The sequence below is a fragment of the Vibrio sp. 10N.286.48.F5 genome (assembly GCF_041469785.1).
Lineage (GTDB): Bacteria > Pseudomonadota > Gammaproteobacteria > Enterobacterales > Vibrionaceae > Vibrio > Vibrio crassostreae_C.
The window spans coordinates 45949-64478 of the sequence record NZ_JBFRLG010000017.1; the positions used below are offsets into that span (position 1 = coordinate 45949).

15 protein-coding genes are annotated in these 18530 nt (G+C 44.6%); 8 read left to right on the forward strand and 7 right to left on the reverse strand.

Annotated elements, in window-relative coordinates; translation table 11 throughout:
* Positions 1–89: 89 nt before the first annotated feature.
* Positions 90–1469 carry a PhoH family protein gene (locus tag AB4185_RS11840; RefSeq protein WP_102332748.1) on the reverse strand — a complete coding sequence of 460 codons (1380 nt, stop codon included), beginning with the start codon at positions 1467–1469 and terminating at the stop codon, positions 90–92.
* Positions 1470–1935: 466 nt separating this feature from the next.
* Here AB4185_RS11840 and rapA point away from each other — a divergent pair, with 466 nt between their 5' ends.
* Entirely contained in the window at positions 1936–4845 is a 2910-nt protein-coding gene (gene rapA, locus AB4185_RS11845; protein ID WP_102332749.1) for an RNA polymerase-associated protein RapA, read from the forward strand.
* A 110-nt stretch (positions 4846–4955) separates the two neighbouring features.
* Here rapA and AB4185_RS11850 read toward each other — a convergent pair whose 3' ends face one another.
* Positions 4956–6233, reverse strand: a complete 1278-nt coding sequence (locus AB4185_RS11850; RefSeq protein WP_010434396.1) for an NRAMP family divalent metal transporter — start codon at positions 6231–6233, stop codon at positions 4956–4958.
* A 156-nt stretch (positions 6234–6389) separates the two neighbouring features.
* Between AB4185_RS11850 and rluA the strand changes: the two genes are divergently transcribed.
* Positions 6390–7124 carry a bifunctional tRNA pseudouridine(32) synthase/23S rRNA pseudouridine(746) synthase RluA gene (gene rluA / locus AB4185_RS11855; protein WP_372135492.1) on the forward strand — a complete coding sequence of 245 codons (735 nt, stop codon included), beginning with the start codon at positions 6390–6392 and terminating at the stop codon, positions 7122–7124.
* 36 nt (positions 7125–7160) lie between these two features.
* Positions 7161–8123, forward strand: coding sequence for a D-2-hydroxyacid dehydrogenase (locus AB4185_RS11860; protein WP_372135493.1), 963 nt, complete (start codon positions 7161–7163; stop codon positions 8121–8123).
* Positions 8124–8213: 90 nt separating this feature from the next.
* On the opposite strand, the gene AB4185_RS11865 is transcribed toward AB4185_RS11860, so the two are convergent.
* From AB4185_RS11865 to argR, 4 genes are all read right to left on the reverse strand, one after another.
* Entirely contained in the window at positions 8214–8651 is a 438-nt protein-coding gene (locus AB4185_RS11865) for a universal stress protein (RefSeq protein WP_048609641.1), read from the reverse strand.
* Positions 8652–8755: 104 nt separating this feature from the next.
* The gene (locus AB4185_RS11870; protein WP_372135494.1) at positions 8756–11335 is read right to left on the reverse strand and encodes a TRAP transporter permease; all 2580 of its coding nucleotides are present in this window, start codon (positions 11333–11335) and stop codon (positions 8756–8758) included.
* 254 nt (positions 11336–11589) lie between these two features.
* Positions 11590–12558, reverse strand: a complete 969-nt coding sequence (locus tag AB4185_RS11875; protein WP_017061374.1) for a TAXI family TRAP transporter solute-binding subunit — start codon at positions 12556–12558, stop codon at positions 11590–11592.
* A 342-nt stretch (positions 12559–12900) separates the two neighbouring features.
* A complete protein-coding gene (gene argR, locus AB4185_RS11880) occupies positions 12901–13371 on the reverse strand; it encodes a transcriptional regulator ArgR (RefSeq protein ID WP_004740827.1) in 471 nt (156 codons plus the stop codon).
* Between the two features lie 332 nt (positions 13372–13703).
* On the opposite strand from argR, the gene mdh reads away from it, so the two are divergent.
* The gene (gene mdh, locus AB4185_RS11885) at positions 13704–14639 is read left to right on the forward strand and encodes a malate dehydrogenase (protein WP_009847834.1); all 936 of its coding nucleotides are present in this window, start codon (positions 13704–13706) and stop codon (positions 14637–14639) included.
* Positions 14640–14763: 124 nt separating this feature from the next.
* Entirely contained in the window at positions 14764–14955 is a 192-nt protein-coding gene (locus AB4185_RS11890) for a hypothetical protein (protein ID WP_017061375.1), read from the forward strand.
* 103 nt (positions 14956–15058) lie between these two features.
* On the opposite strand, the gene ispB is transcribed toward AB4185_RS11890, so the two are convergent.
* Positions 15059–16030: an octaprenyl diphosphate synthase gene (gene ispB / locus AB4185_RS11895; RefSeq protein ID WP_017061376.1), complete on the reverse strand. Its 972-nt coding sequence runs from the start codon at positions 16028–16030 to the stop codon at positions 15059–15061.
* Positions 16031–16298: 268 nt separating this feature from the next.
* Between ispB and rplU the strand changes: the two genes are divergently transcribed.
* The 3 genes from rplU to cgtA all read left to right on the forward strand — a co-directional run bounded on the left by rplU (position 16299) and on the right by cgtA (position 18383).
* A complete protein-coding gene (rplU, locus tag AB4185_RS11900; RefSeq protein ID WP_004740823.1) occupies positions 16299–16610 on the forward strand; it encodes a 50S ribosomal protein L21 in 312 nt (103 codons plus the stop codon).
* Positions 16611–16629: 19 nt separating this feature from the next.
* Complete coding sequence (gene rpmA / locus AB4185_RS11905; protein ID WP_004735905.1) at positions 16630–16887, forward strand: 50S ribosomal protein L27; 258 nt, start codon at positions 16630–16632, stop codon at positions 16885–16887.
* Between the two features lie 323 nt (positions 16888–17210).
* Positions 17211–18383 carry an Obg family GTPase CgtA gene (gene cgtA / locus AB4185_RS11910; protein WP_017061377.1) on the forward strand — a complete coding sequence of 391 codons (1173 nt, stop codon included), beginning with the start codon at positions 17211–17213 and terminating at the stop codon, positions 18381–18383.
* Positions 18384–18530: the final 147 nt, after the last annotated feature.

An 18530-nucleotide genomic window follows, 5' to 3' on the forward strand; every position in this document is an offset into this window, starting at 1 on the left:
ACTTACTTCAAAATATTAAATTGAAAAGCGCCTCCAATGTGAGGCGCTTTTTGTTTTTAGGTTATTGATTCAGTGAGCGTATAGAGTCGCTACATGTTCTCTTCCGCAAACTCTGCCAGTCGGCTACGCACCACACCATTGAGGTGGATGTTGGCACTGCCTTCGAAGTTTTTAAAACGCTCAACCATGTAAGTTAAGCCTGAAGTCACGGGGGTTAAGTAGGAAGAATCTATCTGTGCTAGGTTTCCTGAGCAGACGATCTTAGTACCTTCACCACAACGGGTGATAATGGTTTTGATTTGTGAAGCGGTGAGGTTCTGACACTCATCGAGAAGCACAAACGCATTCTGAATCGAGCGTCCACGCATGAAGTTAATCGATTTGAACTGGATGTTGGCTTTGTCACAGATGTACTTCATCGAGCCTTCTGTACAGTGATCGTTCTTGTGCAGCGCTTCCAGTGTATCGGTCACAGCAGCCAACCAAGGCAGCATCTTCTCTTCTTCGGTACCAGGGAGGAAACCAATCGACTCACCAATGTCGGGCGTGTTTCGGGTTACGATGATCTTATCGAACTGTTTACGCTCAATGGTTTGCTCAAGTGCAGCAGCCATGGCGAGCAGCGTTTTACCACTCCCTGCCGCACCAGTTAGGATCACCAGATCAATATCAGGGTCGAGCAGGGCATCGATCGCCATACCTTGATAGACGTTTTTGGGTGTGATGTCCCATGCTCTGCGATTCATCAGTCGTTCGCGACTGAGGTCTCTCAGGGTAATGCTTTCTGGCTCAATCTCTTCGACTCGAGCGGCAAAGTCACTCTCTTCATCAATCACATATTGGTTAAGGAAGGTTGGCTCAAAAGGCGCTCTAGCTAAGGTGTGCAGTGTCTTTCCACCTAAACTTCTGCTCTCGACATTGTCGATACCATCCCAAAATGATCCTTCGAGCTGTTGAAAGCCTTTGGTGAGATATTGGATATCATCAATCAGTTGGTCTGTTTGATAGTCTTCAACAAAGCGAACACCAGCGCCTTTGGCTCGTAAGCGCATGTTGATGTCTTTGGTGATGAGAACCACTTCGCGTGGCGCACGTTTGTTTTGAAGATAGAGGACTGCGTTGAGGATTCGGTTATCGCCAGCTTTGTCGTCGGCGAAGGCCTTAATGCTTTCTTGAAGTTCGTAATCGGCGAGTATTGAAATACTGCCTGAGGCTTTAATGTCTTTGGTGAAAGGGATACCTTCCGATATTTGGTCTGGTGTAGCTTCCCTGAATAGATCTTCGAGAGTTCGTATCGCAATTCTCGCATCTCGGGCAACGTCTCTCTTACTGTCTTTGATTCTGTCTAGTTCTTCTAGCACTGTCATGGGGATAACGACATCGTGCTCTTGGAAAGAAAATATAGCGAAGGGTTCGTGAAGTAGGATATTGGTGTCTAAAACAAATAGCTTCCGGTTGGTCTCGCCCATAGCATCTCCTTGCCGACGTGCGGCTTGCCTTGCATTCATTGAACGTAGATAAAGCTCATATAAAGATTAGTATCTGATTCTGGTGATAGTCAACTACTCACCTAAACTTCATCTAGAGGAATACCACCATATCGTTGTAGATGACTATGGCGTATTCGTTTGAGAGCAGCAATCTGCTACCTATAGATTAACCATGATTTTTTGACAGTTTGATTGCACTGGCGAAAACAGAAAAAAAGCACGAAATCATCTCCTTTAGGCGTGACCTAAATCACAGCATCGAGTAAGATTAGCGACCTTTTTCTGCACCATTTTCTTGAGATATTTATTATCTAGAGCGCACTTAAAAAGTGGCTGCAAACTAGGCATTTTTGGCTATATTTTTAGTTCAGGAGCAAGAACGTTCTTGTTTGAAACTGCAGTTAAAAAGACCAAATTCCAACTATAAGATTGAGGTAGTCGATTCATGACATTTGCTTTGGGGCAACGCTGGATAAGCGATACGGAGAGCGATTTAGGTTTAGGTACCGTTGTAGCAATGGATGCTCGCACAGTGACACTAATGTTTGCAGCGTCAGAAGAAAACCGTGTTTATGCACGTACTGATGCTCCCGTAACCCGAGTAACGTTTAATGTAGGCGATGTCATCGAATGCCAAGAAGGTTGGTCTCTGTCTGTCGAAGAAGTTATCGAAGACAAAGGACTGCTAACCTACTTAGGTACTCGCGAAGATACCCAAGAAACAGAAGTCACTCTGCGTGAAATCTTCTTAAGTAACCAGATCCGCTTTAACAAGCCACAAGATAAACTGTACGCAGGTCAAATCGACCGTATGGATAACTTCGTGTTGCGTTACCGCGCGTTGAGTAACCAGTACCAACAACACAAGAGCCCTATGCGTGGCTTGTGTGGTATGCGTGCTGGCTTGATCCCTCACCAGTTATACATCGCTCATGAAGTGGGCCGTCGTCACGCTCCGCGCGTTTTACTGGCTGATGAAGTTGGCCTAGGTAAAACCATCGAAGCGGGCATGATCATCCACCAACAGGTGTTGTCTGGCCGTGCTGAACGAATTCTGATTGTGGTTCCTGAAACTCTACAGCACCAATGGTTAGTAGAGATGATGCGCCGTTTCAATCTGCACTTCTCTATCTTCGATGAAGAGCGTTGTATTGAAGCGTTTGCTGAATCGGACAACCCATTTGATACCCAGCAGTACGTTCTGTGTTCTTTGGATTTCCTACGTAAGAGCCGTAAGCGCTACGAGCAAGCACTTGAAGGCGAGTGGGACTTGCTGGTTGTCGATGAAGCGCATCACCTTGAGTGGAGCCAAGACAAACCAAGCCGCGAATACCAGGTGGTTGAAGGCTTAGCGGAAAATACGTCTGGTGTGCTACTACTAACAGCAACGCCTGAACAACTAGGTCGTGAGAGTCACTTTGCACGTCTGCGTCTGCTTGATCCTGACCGCTTCTACGATTACGAAGCATTCGTTGAAGAAGAAGACCAATACGCACCGGTTGCTGATGCTGTTACTGCATTGTTCTCTGGTGTGAAGCTTGAAAACAGCGCGAAGAATCAGATTACTGAACTGCTTTCTGAGCAAGATGTAGAGCCGCTGTTCCGTGTTATCGAAGGTGATAGTAGCGAAGAAGAGCAAGCGTTAGCTCGCCAAGAATTAATTGATAACCTTATGGACCGCCATGGTACTGGCCGTGTTCTATTTAGAAACACGCGAGCTGCAATCAAAGGCTTCCCTAAGCGTAATGTAAACCTACTGCCGATGGAGATTCCAACGCAGTACACAACCTCAATGCGTGTATCTGGCATGATCGGTGGCAAGATGGCTCCCGAAGCTCGTGCTATGAAGATGCTTTATCCAGAAGAGATCTTCCAAGAGTTTGAAGGTGAAGACTCAAGCTGGTGGCAGTTCGATTCGCGTGTTAACTGGCTGATTGAAAAGATCCAAGACAAGCGAAGCGAAAAAATCTTAGTGATCGCATCACGTGCAAGTACTGCTCTTCAATTAGAGCAAGCACTACGTGAGCGTGAAGGTGTACGTGCAACCGTATTCCACGAAGGCATGTCGATTCTAGAGCGTGATAAAGCCGCGGCTTACTTTGCTCAAGAAGAGGGCGGAGCTCAGGTTCTTATCTGTAGCGAAATCGGCTCTGAAGGTCGTAACTTCCAGTTCGCGAACCAGCTAGTAATGTTCGATCTTCCGTTCAACCCAGACTTGCTTGAACAACGTATTGGTCGTTTGGACCGTATCGGTCAGCTGCGTGACATCGACATCCATGTCCCTTACTTAAAAGGCACGTCACAGGCGATTCTTGCGCGTTGGTTTGATGAGGGTCTAAATGCATTTGCAGAGACATGTCCAACTGGTCGCACAGTTTACGACAAGTACTCAGATGTTCTTATCGAAATGCTGGCTTCTGGTAATACAGAGCAGCTTGATGAAGTGATTGAAGAGTCTGCCAAGCTAAATCAAAGCCTAAAAGCGGATCTAGAAAAAGGCCGCGATCGCCTATTAGAGATGCACTCAAACGGCGGCGACAAAGCACACGAAATCGCAGAGAAGATTGCATCAACTGATGGCGATACTAACCTAGTAACGTTTGCACTGAGCTTGTTCGACACGATTGGTTTGAACCAAGACGACAAGGGTGAAAATGCGCTAGTCGTGACACCATCTGAGCACATGATGGTACCAAGCTACCCTGGCTTACCATACGAAGGCGCAACCATCACGTTCGATCGTGATACAGCCCTTTCTCGTGAAGACATGAACTTCATCAGCTGGGAGCACCCAATGATTCAAGGCGGTATTGATCTGCTACTGAGTGAAGGTGTGGGTGCATCAGCGGTATCATTGCTGAAAAACAAAGCGCTGCCAGTGGGTACTATCCTGCTTGAGTTGGTTTACCTTGTGGATGCGCAAGCGCCAAAGCGCAGCGGTATCAGCCAGTTCTTACCTAAGACGCCAATTCGTTTGATGATGGATGGCCGTGGTAACGATTTATCTGCTCAGGTTGAGTTCGACAGCTTTAACCGTCAACTAAGCCCAGTAAACCGTCACTTAGCGAGCAAGCTAGTGAACTCGGTACAAGGTGAGATTCACAAGCTAATTGAAGCGGGTGAGACGCACGTACTTCCTAAAGTGGAAGAAGTGCGTGAACAGGCTCAACGAGATATGCAGACTAACCTGAACGGTGAATTAGAGCGTCTACAAGCGCTTAAAGCCGTGAACCCTAATATTCGTGATGAAGAGCTAGAGGTTATCGAAGCTCAAATCAATGCACTGACAGGTTACATCAGCAAAGCTCAGGTTCAATTAGATTCACTACGTTTGATAGTGGTTTCTCACAACTAGTTTTGAATTAGTAAATGCTTTAACAAAAGAAGGCCTTCATGATGAAGGCCTTCTTTTTATCTAGTATTTGAAAGGTGTTTTGATTGTTGAAACGTGCAATGGCAAAGAAATTACATTAACCATTTCCACCAAACAAATACGGCTAGGAAACCAAATAGGTAAATAAGACCTGCGACAGACAACCATTTTAGCTTAGTGCCAATCGCGAGCGCTTTTGGAAGCTTTGTTTTACTGACTAAGATGAAGTTAAGCAATGCGAAGAATGGCGTAGTTGCAAAAGCAAGTACCATCGCGAAATCAAGCATAGGCATTAAAGCAGCACTGAAGAACATCACGATGGAGAGTGCTGCGAGAGAGACGATGACGATCCAACCCTGTAGCATTTTTGGGCTGCTTTCTTTTTTAAGCAATAGACGTTGTGATTCAGCAAGCACGCGTGAATAACCATCGATAACGGTAATGGTGCTGCCAAAGATACAGAAGAATGCGATCAGAGCGATTAATGGACGAGACCATTCACCAATTGTCGAAGCGTAGATACCGACCAATTGATGAGTGAAGCCAACGCCAGAGCGAGACAGTTCAACACCTGAACCGTGAAGTACCAACGCACCTAACGCAACAAATACTAAAGCAAGCAGTGCAGTACCAATGTAACCGACATTGAAATCGAACAGTGCTGATTGAGCGGTCACTTCTTGTTTTTCTTTTTGGCTTTTTAGCCACATAGAGGTGATGCTTGAGATCTCGATAGGAGCTGGCATCCAACCCATGGTTACCACGATAAAGCCGATAGCAGCCAATGACCAAGGCGACGGTGGAACAAAAGCCGCATCAGGTTCAACGGGAGAGCCAATCGCAATGGCGACTGCAGCTAAGGTTGTGATGGTCAGTATCGCCATGATCGATTTAGATAGCGTGTCGAGAGCGCGATAATGGCCGGCGAATAGAATGATTAAGCATGTCGCTAAAACGATCATACACAATGTGCTGGTGGCCAAATCAAAAGGAACAAAGTAGCTAAGTAAGCTTGCACTGAATAACAGTAAGGCTGCGGTATTCACAACGGCTGAAATAGCACTCAAAATAGAAAAGATCACAAGGTAAGGGCGACCTAAGTTAGAGTAACCTTCCACCAAGCTTTGACCCGTTCCCAATGTATATTGGATGCCGGCTTTAAAGAACGGGTACTTAAACAGGTTCACGAGGATAATAAGAGCGGCAAGTTGCCAGCCATATATCGCACCAGCTTTAGTGGATGCAACTAAATGTGAACCTCCCACAGCAGCTGCTGCCATCATAATACCTGGGCCAAGAGACCGAATTAACGTTGATAGGGGAGCAGAGGTTTGTGCTTTTGTTGTTGTAGTTTTAACCGTACTTTCCATCATTTTTCCTTTGATGCTGACTTCTTATTTTCCGTTCCCCTATCAATACCATGTTTTGTAAGGTCGTCAACTTTTATGTACAAAAAAGACTTTAATTGTATTTTTTAATAAACAACTTGACCATAAATTATTATTTAACAGTAACTAGAGGCTAGAATGGCGTTAGAACATTACGCACCACCGCGTGACCCCTGGATTGATATTGTGTATCAAGATGACGATATTCTTGTGGTGAATAAACCTGCTGGCTTACTTTCAGTTCCTGGGAGGTTACCAGAGCATTACGACAGTATGTGGAGTCGCCTAGTCGTGGATTTTTCAGATATTCAGGTGGTGCATCGCTTGGATATGTCGACATCAGGCTTGATGCTGCTCGCTAAACACAAACAAGCTGAGCGTCATTTGAAGAAGCAGTTTCAATATCGACTGACACACAAACTCTATTACGCGCGAGTATGGGGCCGATTGGAAAAAGCAGAAGGTTTGATTGACCTCCCTCTTATTTGCGATTGGCCAAACCGGCCGAAGCAAAAAGTGTGTTTCGAGGATGGTAAATCATCACAGACTCGTTATGTGGTAGAACAGCAAGAACTCCAAACGACTTTACTTAAGTTACTGCCAATTACCGGGCGTTCTCACCAATTGAGAGTGCATTGCATGGAAATAGGCGCACCGATTGTGGGCGATGAGTTTTACGCAACATCAGAAGCATTTGAATACAGTGATAGGTTGGCTTTGCATGCGTGTGAGCTGAGCTTTTATCATCCAGCGAATAATCAGTTGTTTAAAGCCTTTGTTCCCTGTGACTTTTATCCTCAAGCATCCCCACAAATCGAACAGCACTTTGAAATTGCGCTTGAGCTTCCAGACTACAGTAAGCTAAAAGCTTAGAATGGACTGATTCATAGATCTAACCAAGGAAGAAGAATGCCAACGCTGAATGTTGTGTTTCTCGATAGAGCGACTATCCCATCTCAAATTCATTTAAAGCCTCTGAGCTTTGAGCATGAATGGGTAGAGTATGATTTCACAGCTCCTGAGCAAGTATCAGAGCGAGTTGAAGAAGCTGATGTGGTGATCACTAACAAGGTAGTGCTCAATGAGTCGAATCTCGCTGGTGCGAAAAAACTCAAGTTGATCGCGGTTTCAGCGACCGGTGTTAATAATGTCGATGTGGAATACTGCAAATCTAAAAACATTGCAGTGACAAACGTACAAGGTTATGCGACTCAATCGGTTCCTGAACATGTGATTGCTATGCTGTTTACGCTAAAACGAAACCTTGTTGGTTATCATCAAGACATTGAAGTCGGGGAGTGGCAAAAGGACAAGCAGTTCTGTTTTTTTACACATCCGATTCAAGATATTGCAGGCAGCACATTGGGCTTAATCGGTAGTGGCAGCTTAGGCCAAGCGACTGCGATACTGGCTAAAGCGATAGGTATGAAGGTGATTTTTGCTGAGCGAAAAGGGGCGGAGTCTTGTCGAGAGGGGTATCTGCCTTTTGATACAGTGTTGCAGCAAGCCGATGCGATCAGCTTGCATTGTCCATTGACTGAAGCGACCCGTAATCTGATTTCACAGCGAGAGCTAGCAATGATGAAACCAAGTGCGGTGTTAATTAATGCTGGCCGTGGTGGGCTTGTCGATGAACAAGCTTTGGTTGAAGCTTTGAAAGGTAATGAGATCGCAGGTGCGGGCATGGACGTGTTTACACAAGAGCCTGCAGACAACTCGAACCCATTACTGGCTAACAGTCATTTGCCAAATTTACTATTAACGCCACATGTGGCGTGGGGCAGTGATAGCTCAATTCAAAAGCTGTCTGATATCTTGATAGATAACATTGATGCCTTTGCTTCAGGTAAGCCGCAGAATCTTGTCAGTTAATTCACAGTAAGCAGTTATACGCTCAGCTTCAGACATAAAAAAGGTTGGCTTTGAGCCAACCTTTTTAGATCGTTGTGTCGATTAAGTGATTTAGCCTTGCGGCTTAACTACCAATACATTGATTGGTGAGTTCTGTACCACTTTGCTTGCAACAGAACCAAGCACAACTTTGTCGATTTTCGAACGCTTATGGCTAGGCATCACGATAAGGTCAGCGCCCAGTTTTTCTGCGTAATCTAGAATCGTTGTGTAAGTCTTGCCTTCGGCAACGTGAACTTTATACACCACTTCATCGTCAATGTGCTTGTCAGCAAACTCTTTGAGCTGATTTTTCACATCAAGCTTCATTTGGTTCGCTGCATCTTTCGGGAAGTAAGACGCAACCATCGACATGTGAATGCCTGGTAGGACGTTCAGAATGTGGACTTCAGCATTGCTGTGTTTCGCGTGCCATACCGCTAGCTCGACTGCTTTATCAGAAAAGCCTTTGTCGTTAAGATCAACGGGAACAAGGATTTGTCTATACATGTATTCGTCTCTTTTTAATCAGCGCTAAGCTTTCACTTAGCACTGTAATTATCCTTTCCATGTAATAAAGCCAAATAGCGCTAAGCACTACTCAGCCTTATCCATTACGCGCTAATCTCATCCTTACGAGCACGTCTTCTTTGGTTCATCGCTAAACCAATCAAAATGATCAGAGCTGGTAAGAATACCCACTCTTTCATTGGTCGATCTGCATCTTGGATAACGGATTTGATTTCCCAATCGAAATCAATACCAGCCGCTTCTGCTGGGCTACCGAACTCAACCATATCAACAATCATCTTGCCTTCTGATTCAGTCAGCATTAGACCCATAGAGGCAATACGATCTTCACTTGAGGTCGCAGAATCTTCAAACGGCAGGCGAACTGTCTGTTCAGAATAGTCACCTTCTAAGTTTTCGCCACCCACTCTAAGTTCAAGTGATTGTCCCACATCCAGCTTTTCCGTGATTTGAGCAATCTCAACTCCAGGTGAAAGAACTTTCTCTGGGTAAATCATGTCCCACCAGAAGCCAGGGCGGAAGAAAGTGAAGGTTAATGCAATAAGCAGCACCGTTTCCCACCACTTGTTCTTGGTGAACCACCAACCTTGTGTTGCAGCTGCGAAGATAAGTACCGCAGTCACAGATGAGAAAATCGTTAGTGCTAAGTGCCACCAAGAATCAATGCCCATCAGTAGTAGTTGAGTATTGAAGATGAACATGAAAGGTAGAATTGCGGTACGGATATCATAGGTAAAACCTTGAATACCTGTACGAATTGGGTCGGATTTCGCAATCGCGGCGGCCGCAAAGGCTGCCAGACCTACCGGAGGTGTGTCATCTGCAAGAATACCGAAGTAGAACACGAATAAGTGAACCGCAATCAATGGAATGATCAAGCCGTGCGCAGCGCCTAGGGTCACGATTACCGGAGCCATCAGCGTTGATACAACGATGTAGTTCGCCGTTGTTGGCAAGCCCATACCTAAGATCAAGCTGATTACTGCAGTGAATAGCAACATAAGAATGATGCTACCGCCTGAGATAAACTCAACGAAGTCCGTCATTACTAGACCGATACCCGTTAGAGTCACCACGCCTACAACCGTACCTGCAGCCGCTGTCGCCACACCGATACCGATCATGTTACGCGCGCCTGAAACCAAGCTCTCTGCGAGATCAACGAAGCCAGCTTTAGTTTGCTCTGCAAGATCGTCTGATTTGTTCATCAGAGTCATTAACGGACGCTGAGTGATCAGAATGAAGATCATGAACACGGTCGCCCAGAATGCCGACAGACCTGGAGAGAAACGTTCAACTGTTAAACACCAAACAAGCACCACGATAGGCAATAGGAAGTGCAGGCCAGACTTAATTGTTGGACCTGGATCCGGAACTTCTTTGAGATCCGCATCGATTTCCATGCCGCCTTCAGATGCGTATTTTGCTGATACACGAACCAGAGCGACATAAGCGACTAATAGAGCCACCGTTACGATTGGTGTTGCAGCATCGCCAAAGACATCTTTCGTCCAACCGACACCGTAGTAAACTGCGGCACTGATAACACACAGACCTAAAATGGTACCCGTGAAAGACAGTAAGCTTTGTACGATAGTTGGTGTGTGGCGACGAGGTAGGCCAGTCATACCTGCTTTACATGCTTCTAGATGAACAATGTAAATCAGAGCGATGTAAGAGATCAGAGCGGGCAGTAGCGCGGCTTTGATTACTTCTACATACGAAATGCCCACATACTCAACCATCAAGAAGGCTGCTGCACCCATGATAGGTGGTGTTAATTGACCATTGGTTGAAGCCGCGACTTCTACTGCGCCTGCTTTAGTGCCCGGGAAACCAACACGCTTCATTAGCGGGATAGTAAATGTACCCGTGGTTACCACGTTCGCGATAGATGAACCTGATACCAAACCAGACAGACCTGATGCGACAACGGCTGCTTTCGCTGGGCCGCCTTTCATGTGACCAAGCAGTGAGAATGCAACTTTAATAAAGTAAGCACCGGCGCCAGCACGTTCTAGCATTGCACCAAACAGTACAAACAAGAATACGAATGACGTTGATACGCCAAGTGCCACACCGAATACACCTTCAGTTGTTAGCCACAGATGCGACATTGCCTTGTTCAGGCTCGCACCTTTGTGGGCAATAACGTCCGGCATGTGAGGGCCGCCAAAGGTATAAAGTAGGAATACTGCTGCCACAACCATAAGAGGTGGACCCAAAGCGCGTCGTGTTGCTTCAAGCAGTAAAACCATACCGAATACAGCCGCAACAATATCGAATGTTGTTGGTGCGCCCGATCGCTCAGCAAGTTCAGTGTAGAAAATATAGATATAAGAAGCTGAAAAACTACCTACAAGCGCTAATACCCAGTCGACTGCCGGGATATGGTCCCGCGGCGAGTTCTTCATAGCTGGATAAGCGGTAAATGCTAGGAAAATAGCAAAGGTAAGGTGAATTGCTCGAGCTTCGGTATCGTTTAAAATTCCGAAGTTAAAAATGAACGGCAGCGGAGATGCATACCAAAGTTGGAACAGTGACCAACATAGAGGCACAAACCATAAAATACGGCCTTGGATACCGCGAGGGCTACGCGCACCAGTGTCTGATTGTGCCACCATTTCTTGCACATCTGGAGACGGTGATGTTGTCTGCGTCATGTACTTTATCCTTATTATTGATGGTCTGCCTTTCTTACGAACAACGAGACGTTATTTCTTTCCTATCTAGTGTAGTGAATGGATAGGGAAATGCGTTTTTTGCTCGTCTTTGTCTTAGGCTTGATACGAAGGTAAGTCCTCCAAATTGGAGAAACTTAAAGGGCTGTTCTTTTCACTTAAATTATTTTTATAAAACGTGAAAAGCCAATAAGGAGGGCTAGCCTCCTTATTGGTGTAGTAGGCTTAAAGTAGAGTTACTTTAGAAGGCCCACTTCTTTGTAGTATTTTGCTGCGCCTGGGTGAAGAGGGATAGAGATACCCGCTTTAACCATGTCTTCTTTTTTCAGGTTAGCAAATGCTGGGTGTAGGCGTTTGAAAGTGTCAAAGTTTTCAAATACTGCCTTAGCAACGTTGTATGCAACTTCTTCAGAAACGTCTGAAGTTGTTACCATAGTAGCTGCAACACCGAAGCTGTTTACGTCAGCGTCAGTACCACGGTACATACCAGCAGGAACTGTGCTGTAAGCGTAGTATGGGTTTTCAGCTACGATCTTGTCGATCTGTGGACCTGTTGCTGAAACCAGTTTTGCATCACAAGACGTTGTTGCTTCTTTGATTGATCCGTTCGGGTGACCAACCATGTAGATGAATGCATCAATCTTGTTATCACAAAGTGCTTGTGAACGCTCAGAACCTTTAAGTTCAGAAGCAAGCTTGAAGCTGTCGTTAGTCCAGCCCATAGCGTCCATTACAACACCCATCGTTGCACGGTCACCAGAACCTGGGTTACCAATGTTTACACGCTTACCTGCTAGGTCAGACACATTGTTGATGCCAGCATCAGTACGAGCGATGATGTTGAACGGTTCTGTATGTAGAGAGAACATCGCGCGAAGTTTCTTGTATTCGCCCTGATCTTTGAACTTACTTGTACCGTTGTAGCCGTGGTATTGCCAGTCCGATTGAACAACACCGAAATCTAGTTCACCAGCACGGATGGTGTTAACGTTGTAGATTGAACCACCAGTAGACTCTACAGAACAACGAATGTTGTGGTCTTTGCGGCCCTTGTTCACTAGCTTACAAATCGCACCACCAGTTGGGTAGTAAACACCCGTAACTGAACCAGTACCAATCGTGATGAACTCTTGAGCGTTAACAGCGCCAGCGCCCATTACAGCAGCTGCAATAGCACCAACTTTAATAAGTTTGGTAAATGCCATGAATTTCCCTTCCTTTATTCATTATTAACCCTGAAACAAGTGTAGTTGCTTCAGGAGTTTCCTATTTGGAAACGGCACCTTTTTCAATCCATGTGATGAAAAAGTGGCTGAATAATATCAAAAATTGGCAGAAAATTACTCGAATGTTAAAAGATATAGCTAAAAAATCTAACAAATGATGTCTTGATCTCGTGTTTGATTTGCTACTGAGTTTTTTAAAATCAATGGTTTAGTGTGATTTTGGAAGGGAGGTATGGATATTCTAGGATGTGATTTGGATCACGAAGCAAATAGATACTCGTGATCCATTAATAAGGCTGATAGTTATGAAACAGCGATCAATTATCCTGCGTATTCAAACAGTTCACACACTGAATCAAACAGTTGCTTAGTGGTAACCGATAACGTTGGGGTAATGAAGATAGTATCATCACCTGCGACTACGCCCAGTATACCTTCCGACTTACCTAGTGAGTCTAATAAACGAGCAATCAGCTGCGCCGCACCAGGACCTGTGTGTATCACCACCAATGCATTGTTGTGGTCAATATCTAGTACTAATTCTCTTAGAGAGCTAGAAACGGTCGGAACACCTAGCTCAGCAGGAAGACAGTAAACCATCTCCATTTTTGCGTTACGAGTTCGAACGGCACCAAACTTGGTTAACATACGCGAGACTTTAGACTGGTTGATGCTTTCAAAACCTTCGTGTTTTAGAGCATCAACAATTTCGCCTTGTGAGCCAAAACGTTCTTCTTTTAGTAAGGCTTTAAATGCACGAACTAAGTTGTCTTGCTTTTCTGTATTGCGCATATGTCATTCTTATTCATTAACAAAGATGTTTGCATATTCTCGCATACATATTCAATTTTAGCCAAAACATCCCTGTAATTTGTTAGTCATATCACTGTAAATATTTAATAGAATAATGTGTTATTTGCGACGACTTATTTTGTTATTTCAGTCGATTATCGCCATAATGCGAACTTGCTGTGTAGCACGGTTTTATTGACTTGCGCGAAGTCGCAAAGCTAGCGTTAATTGATTGTAATCACTTTGTGATTAATATAGTTTTTTAACTTAGATTTAGCTCAAGAATTACCCTACAAAGAATCTATAAGAGAAAGCTCTCAAGGAGAATAACAATGAAAGTAGCTGTTATTGGTGCCGCTGGTGGCATCGGTCAAGCCCTAGCCCTACTACTTAAGAACCGCCTACCTGCTGGTTCAGATCTTGCACTTTACGACATCGCTCCGGTAACACCGGGTGTTGCTGCCGATCTTAGCCATATCCCAACGCCTGTTTCGATCAAAGGTTACGCGGGTGAAGATCCAACACCAGCACTAGAAGGTGCGGATGTTGTACTTATTTCAGCGGGTGTTGCTCGTAAGCCTGGTATGGATCGTGCGGATCTTTTCAATGTGAACGCTGGCATTGTTAAGTCTCTTGCAGAGAAAATCGCAGTTACTTGTCCGACTGCTTGTGTTGGTATCATTACTAACCCAGTAAACACAACAGTGCCAATCGCGGCTGAAGTACTGAAGAAAGCGGGCGTTTACGACAAGCGTCGTCTATTCGGTATTACGACTCTTGATGTGATTCGTTCTGAAACGTTCGTTGCTGAACTAAAAGACAAAGATCCAGGCGACATCCGTGTTCCTGTTATCGGTGGTCACTCAGGCGTAACGATTCTTCCTCTACTTTCTCAAGTTGAAGGCGTAGAGTTCACTGATGAAGAAATTGCAGCGCTAACGACTCGCATCCAAAATGCAGGTACTGAAGTAGTAGAAGCTAAAGCTGGCGGCGGCAGTGCGACACTGTCTATGGGTCAAGCGGCTTGTCGTTTCGGTCTTGCACTAGTTAAAGCACTTCAAGGTGAAGAAAACGTGATTGAATGTGCATACGTTGAAGGTGAAGGCGAGCACGCTCCATTCTTCGCACAGCCAGTTAAACTAGGCAAAGAGGGCGCTGAAGCGATCCTTAGCTACGGTGAGCTAAGTGACTTCGAACGTAACGCTTTAGATAGCATGCTTGAAACGCTAAATGGTGACATCGAGATTGGTGTTGAATTCGCTAAATAAGCGAAACGCTATTTAACTCAGACTTAAGCTAATTAATAAGGGCCGGTCATTATGATCGGCTTTTTTGATCCTGAAGTTCAAGCTACTCGTATTTAGCTTTAAAATTAATGTGAAGGTAAATGTTATGGCTACTGTTCAGAAGGGTATGAATGTCGAATATTTGGGGCACTTAGGAAAAGTATTGGTAATTGATGAGCAAGAGCAGTACGCACTAGTAGAGACTTACAACGGGCATGAGCAGTACGCGGTGCCAATGGAAGAGCTTGAAGAGATTGAAGCACAACTGCCGTTATCATTAGAAGCCAGTCGATATTGAATTTGGCTCACCTACAAATATTTGTTGAAAACCAAAAAAAAGAGCCCTGAGGCTCTTTTTGTTATTTATATAGAAGCTAGAAGCGAGTTGTCTATTAACCTGCTTACTTACTGCGTTTAACAGCTAAGTGTGCGAGCGTGGTTAGCGCTTGCTTATATTCTGAGTCAGGAAGTACAGAAAGCTCAGCGATGGCTTTATCGGCCTCTTCGTAGGCTTTATTTGTTGTGTACTCTAAAGAGCCTGTCTCTTTCATTACAGCCATAATATCGTCAAGACGTTCCATGCCGTTCGCTTTCTCAATCGCTTCACGAATCATGCTTGCTTGTTCAGGAGAGCCATTATGCATTGCGTAAAGTAGAGGCAGTGTTGGTTTGCCTTCGGCTAGATCGTCACCAACGTTTTTACCCATCTCTTTACCATCTGCAGTGTAATCCATCACATCGTCAATCAGTTGGAAAGCGGTGCCTAGGTATTTACCATAGTTCTGCATTGCTGTTTCGATCTCTGGTGATGACTCAGTAAGAATCGCACCGATTTGGGTCGCAGCTTCGAACAAACGAGCAGTCTTAGAGTAGATCACCTGCATGTAGCTTTCTTCTGTGGTGTCTGGGTTATTGCAGTTCATTAATTGTTGAACTTCACCCTCGGCAATCACGTTTACCGCTTCACTCATTAGCTCAAGGATCTTTAAAGATCCTAGCGTTGTCATCATTTGGAATGAGCGTGTGTAGATAAAGTCACCCACCAAAACGCTAGCGGCATTACCAAAAGCGGCATTGGCCGTCGCTTTACCGCGTCTCATGTCTGATTCATCGACAACATCGTCGTGAAGCAGGGTTGCGGTGTGAATAAACTCGATAAAGGCTGCAGAGGTGATATGAGCTTCACCTTGATATCCAAGTGCGCGAGCAGATAAAAGAGCAAGCAAAGGGCGTAGGCGTTTGCCACCACCGCTAACGATATAAAAACCAAGCTGGTTGATTAAACTTACGTCAGAATTAAGTTGGGCTTGAATTGTTTCATTCACTTTTGCCATATCATTGGCAGTAAGCGTTTGGATAGCTTTAAAATCCATTGTTCATCCGGCTGAAGTTAGACCCTGTAAGGCTTATACGTTGTATTTAATTGTTGAATAATACACTAAAAAACGTTGATTAATACATCGCTAAAGGGCATGATTGCCGCACTTTTCTTTGGCGAACAGGTTTTCGCCAATTTTTTAAAAATATGGCTTGTCATAGCGCCATGATTCCCGTAGAATCTGCGCCCTATTGATTAGTTTAGCGCACACCCGAGTTGTACAATTAACAACCATAGGCTGTGCGGAAAAAGCGGAGTAAAATATGTACGCTGTTTTCCAATCTGGTGGCAAACAACACCGAGTAAGCGAAGGTCAAACACTTCGTTTAGAGAAATTAGACGTTGAAACTGGTGCAACTGTTGAATTTGATAAAGTTCTTCTTGTTGCTAACGGCGAAGAAATCGCTGTTGGTGCACCTCTTGTTGAAGGTGGCAAGGTTACTGCAGAAGTAGTACAACACGGTCGTGGCGATAAAGTAAAAATCGTTAAGTTCCGTCGTCGTAAGCACTCGCGTAAGCAAGCTGGTCACCGTCAGTGGTTCACTGAAGTGAAAATCACTGGCATTAACGCTTAAGTATTAGGAGAGTTTAACAATGGCACATAAAAAAGCTGGCGGTTCTACTAATAACGGCCGCGATTCAGAAAGCAAACGTCTTGGTGTTAAGCGTTTTGGTGGTGAATCTGTTCTTGCAGGTAACATCATCGTTCGTCAACGTGGTACTAAGTTCCACGCTGGCACAAACGTTGGCATCGGTAAAGACCACACTCTTTTCGCTCTTACTGAAGGTAAAGTGAAATTTGCTGTTAAAGGTCCTAAAAACCGTAAGTTTGTAAGCATCGAAGCTGAGTAATTTAATCTTTAACTAGATTATTTTATTAGCTTTCAAGCTGAATTCAAAAGCCCTGCCGATTCGGCAGGGTTTTTTATTTATAGCAAGAATAAAAAAGCAGACGCTCTTGTTTTGGTTTTGAGAAGCCGTTTTATTTTTTGATAAACAGATTAGTTTTTAAGAAGCCGTTTGTTTTTAAGAAATAAGAAGCAAAGAACCTCTCCTTATTTGTTCCTTGGTTGCAGGTCGGCCTAGATCTTAGGTGATCGATCTAAACACGGATCTGCTAGAATTTATATCACTCCTTGATGAGTGGTAACGCAACGTAAGTGCGGAGTTAAAAAATGAAATTCGTTGATGAAGCGGTAGTAAAAATAGAAGCCGGTGATGGCGGTAATGGTACAGTTAGCTTTTGGCGCGAAAAATTCGTCGCTAAAGGTGGTCCTGATGGCGGTGACGGTGGTGACGGCGGTGATGTTTACATCCAAGCGGATGAGAACTTAAACACACTGATCGATTACCGTTTCCAACGTTTTTACAATGCAGAGCGTGGCGAGAATGGTCGCGGCGGTAACTGTACTGGTAAACGTGGTAAAGACATTACGCTGAAAGTACCAGTTGGTACGCGTGCAGTTGATATCCACACCAACGAAATCGTTGCTGAAGTTGCTGAACACGGCAAGAAAGTAATGGTTGGTAAAGGTGGTTGGCACGGTCTTGGTAACACGCGTTTTAAATCGTCTGTTAACCGCGCTCCTCGTCAAAAGACAATGGGTACTAAAGGCGAAGTTCGTGAACTGCGTTTAGAGCTTCTTTTATTAGCTGACGTTGGTATGCTTGGCCTACCAAACGCAGGTAAATCTACTTTTATTCGTTCAGTATCTGCTGCGAAACCAAAAGTGGCTGATTACCCGTTCACTACTTTGATCCCAAGCTTGGGTGTGGTAAGTGTTGTCCCTGAAAAGAGCTTCGTTGTTGCCGATATCCCAGGACTAATCGAAGGCGCAGCTGATGGCGCTGGCCTTGGTATCCGATTCCTTAAGCACCTTGAGCGTTGTCGTGTTCTTCTGCATATGATCGACATTATGCCGATCGATCAATCTGATCCTATTCAGAATGCACTAACGATCATCGATGAGCTTGAGCAATACAGTGAAAAAGTTTCACAAAAACCTCGCTGGTTAGTGTTCAATAAAGTTGACCTAATGCCAGAAGACGAAGCAGACGAAAAGATTCAAGAAATCATCGATGCTTTGGGCTGGGAAGGCGAGTACTTCAAGATCTCTGCTGTGAATAAAATCGGCACCAAAGATCTTTGCTTCAAACTAGGTGAGTTTATGGAAAACCTACCTCGTGAAGTTGTAGAAGTTGAAGAAGAAGAAAAAGTAGACTTTATGTGGGATGACTACCATAAAGATGCGATGAGCGGTAAGAATGTCGTTACTGAAGATGACGACGATTGGGACGATTGGGATGACGAAGAGGATGACGGCCATGTTATCTATGTTCGTGACTAATCCTCTTAGTTTCTCATAACGCATCGGTCGCTTCTTACAAGTACACTGATAGTTTTATTAAACCGCAATGAAAATTGCGGTTTTTTTGTATCTAAATCATGACGTCTTACTGTTTTTTATGCAAAATTTATCTTTAGATAATTAACG